The sequence below is a fragment of the Patescibacteria group bacterium genome (assembly GCA_022560785.1).
Taxonomy (GTDB): Bacteria; Patescibacteriota; Minisyncoccia; order Phycocordibacterales; family JADFSL01; genus JADFSL01.
In genome coordinates this window covers 1-2,287 of the sequence record JADFSL010000054.1, presented here as the reverse complement: position 1 = coordinate 2,287, position 2,287 = coordinate 1, and the positions used below count along the sequence as shown (strand labels likewise).

At 42.4% G+C, this 2,287-nt stretch carries 3 protein-coding genes; 2 read left to right on the top strand and 1 reads right to left on the bottom strand.

Annotated features, from left to right (window positions below):
* On the top strand, positions 1–209 hold a 209-nt coding region (locus IIB50_03280), incomplete at its 5' end, for a type II toxin-antitoxin system PemK/MazF family toxin (protein ID MCH7530110.1).
* 385 nt (positions 210–594) lie between these two features.
* Here the strand turns inward: IIB50_03280 and IIB50_03275 are convergent.
* Positions 595–1,407: an IS5 family transposase gene (locus tag IIB50_03275; GenBank protein MCH7530109.1), complete on the bottom strand. Its 813-nt coding sequence runs from the start codon at positions 1,405–1,407 to the stop codon at positions 595–597.
* An 82-nt stretch (positions 1,408–1,489) separates the two neighbouring features.
* Here IIB50_03275 and IIB50_03270 point away from each other — a divergent pair, with 82 nt between their 5' ends.
* Positions 1,490–2,038 carry a hypothetical protein gene (locus IIB50_03270; GenBank protein ID MCH7530108.1) on the top strand — a complete coding sequence of 183 codons (549 nt, stop codon included), beginning with the start codon at positions 1,490–1,492 and terminating at the stop codon, positions 2,036–2,038.
* The last annotated feature ends 249 nt before the right edge of the window (positions 2,039–2,287 follow it).

Sequence of the window (2,287 nt, the reverse complement as noted above, 5' to 3'; positions counted from 1 at the left end):
ACTGGAAAGACCGATACGAAGTAGTGCCCTGGATGCTCAAACTCACTCCCGACAGGCAAAACAAACTGAAAAAACCATCTTCGGCTGACTGTTTTCAGGTGCGCTCATTGTCGGAGAAAAGGTTTGTGAAAAAAATAGGGACGGTTGACGCTGACACCCTTGAACAAATCAAGGACGGACTGGCGAAAGTTCTTTCCATCGGTTACTGACGACTGAAAAAAAGAAAAAATTACTTGCCCCAATCGAGTAGATGGCTCTGCGACCTGTCGGCAGCGGGGTGCACCTCTCACACCACAGGTCCTTCCTTCGTCAGGATAAACTCCCGGGTCTCGTACTTGGCGGTTCGTTTAGCATACCAAAACCGCTCTTTACACCAGTTTTGACTTTGCCTTAGTTTTAAGATAGGGCTATCCGTCAGCTGACGGATTCCCTATCGAATTTTGGGGCAACTAAACGTTCGGTCCTTCACTGGTTGTGAGTCCTCAAGGGTATGGGTTTAGCAATCCCTGTCTCGTTACTCCAGCTAATATGACCTCTGCTGACTTCTCAATCTGCAACAAGTACAGTTCGAGATCTCCCTCGGTAAGAGCCTGTTCATAATCTTTTTAGTAGGATTTTAATAAAAGCTAAAACCACAAATTGAAGGCTTGTATTGATTTTTCTCTCACAGTTTTTCCAAAGCCGTCTACATTTATCAAGCCAGCCGAAGGATCGCTCCACTACCCATCTTTTAGGAATAACTGCAAACGTGTGTTGTTCATTGCGTTTGGCAATTTCTACTGACGAACCAATTTGTTTTTTAACGGCTTCGGCAAACTTTTCACCGCTATACCCTCCGTCTGCAAGCACATTCTCTACTTCGCTCAGATTTTGCTCCTGGTTCTGGCTAAACAGAGTCATTAGTGCCCCTTCTCTATCTGTTACATTAGCTGTCGTTATTCCTATGGCATGAGGCAATCCTTGAGTATCTACAGCTATGTGTCGCTTGATGCCTGAAACCTTTTTGCCAGCATCATATCCTTTTTCTTCTGCTGTGTCTGTGTTTTTCACGCTTTGTGCATCAATGATGCAAAAACAGGTTTGCTCTTTCCGCCCATGTTTGACTCGGGCCTGACCAACCAATTTTTTTAAGACCTGCTCCAATAAGCTGGCTTCTTCATCAACTCTTTGGCTCCATTGCCTATGATACTCATAAACAGATCGCCACTTTGGCAAATCACTTGGTAACATGCGCCATTGGCAACCGCTTTTAAGAACGTACAAGACCGCACAAAAAACATCATATAAGTCAAGTGTCCTAGGTCTTGTTTGTTTCTTAAAATTATCCAAATCTTCTCGGATATGTTCAAATTGTTCTCTTGTTATATCGCTGGGATATGTCTGTCTGTAATGCTTCTGCGTTTTCATAACACAAAAACATTAAATCATTTGCTATCTATTCAATAAATTACTACCAAATTATCAACGGCCTTAGGTTGGATTGTAGTAAATGGAAAAGATTATGAACATGGTGCATGGGTCTGATCGTGCCGATATTCGCAGAGATGAGGTCACCTATTTTCACAATGTTACCAGTGAAGACGCTAGAGAAATGATTAGACTGCGCAGAAAGGCTGCTAAGCTAACGAGAGCCTTTACGACGAAAATAGAAAATATTGTTCGGCAGGAATTTGGGTTTAGAAAAGTAGGTGAGGGGTGGGTTAGTGAAACCATGCTTTTTCAGATTCTACAAAGGATTTTGCCAGAACAGGAAGTTATTCGACACTACCACCCAGATTGGCTTGATGGGTTAGAACTCGACATCTATTTCCCTACTCTTCAGTTAGCCCTCGAATATCAGGGGCAACAACACTTTCATTCTATAAAAGCTTGGGGAGGGGAGAAGGCTTTGGGGGAATTAAGAAATCGCGATAAACGTAAAGAAGAAATATGCAAGCGATTGGGGGTCTGCTTAATCACTATTGATTATACCGAATCACTTACAGAGGAACACATTCGTAAAATGGTAGATGCCAAAAAGCCAGGACTTCTAGCTTAGATGTCTCCGATTTCACGCCTGAAGGCTAGGCATGAAAACGTGTCGTTAAAAAGGAACATTTTTAGAAGTCAACCAAATATGAGACACTGACTTAGGTTCAGGGTGTCAGTGTTTCTAGACCAACTGAATGGAGATTATCTAGCTAATTTAACAAAATGACGGAATGCTACTTTGGCCTGCCCTTGAAGCTAAACTACCACTAATTACAACTATAACTCTAATTCAGGGTATGGTACAATTTAAGGCCAA

Coding starts and splice junctions, on each gene's coding strand:
- IIB50_03275 (MCH7530109.1), bottom strand. CDS start 1,407: ATGAAAACGCAGAAGCATTACAGACAGACATATCCCAGCGATATAACA.
- IIB50_03270 (MCH7530108.1), top strand. CDS start 1,490: ATGGAAAAGATTATGAACATGGTGCATGGGTCTGATCGTGCCGATATT.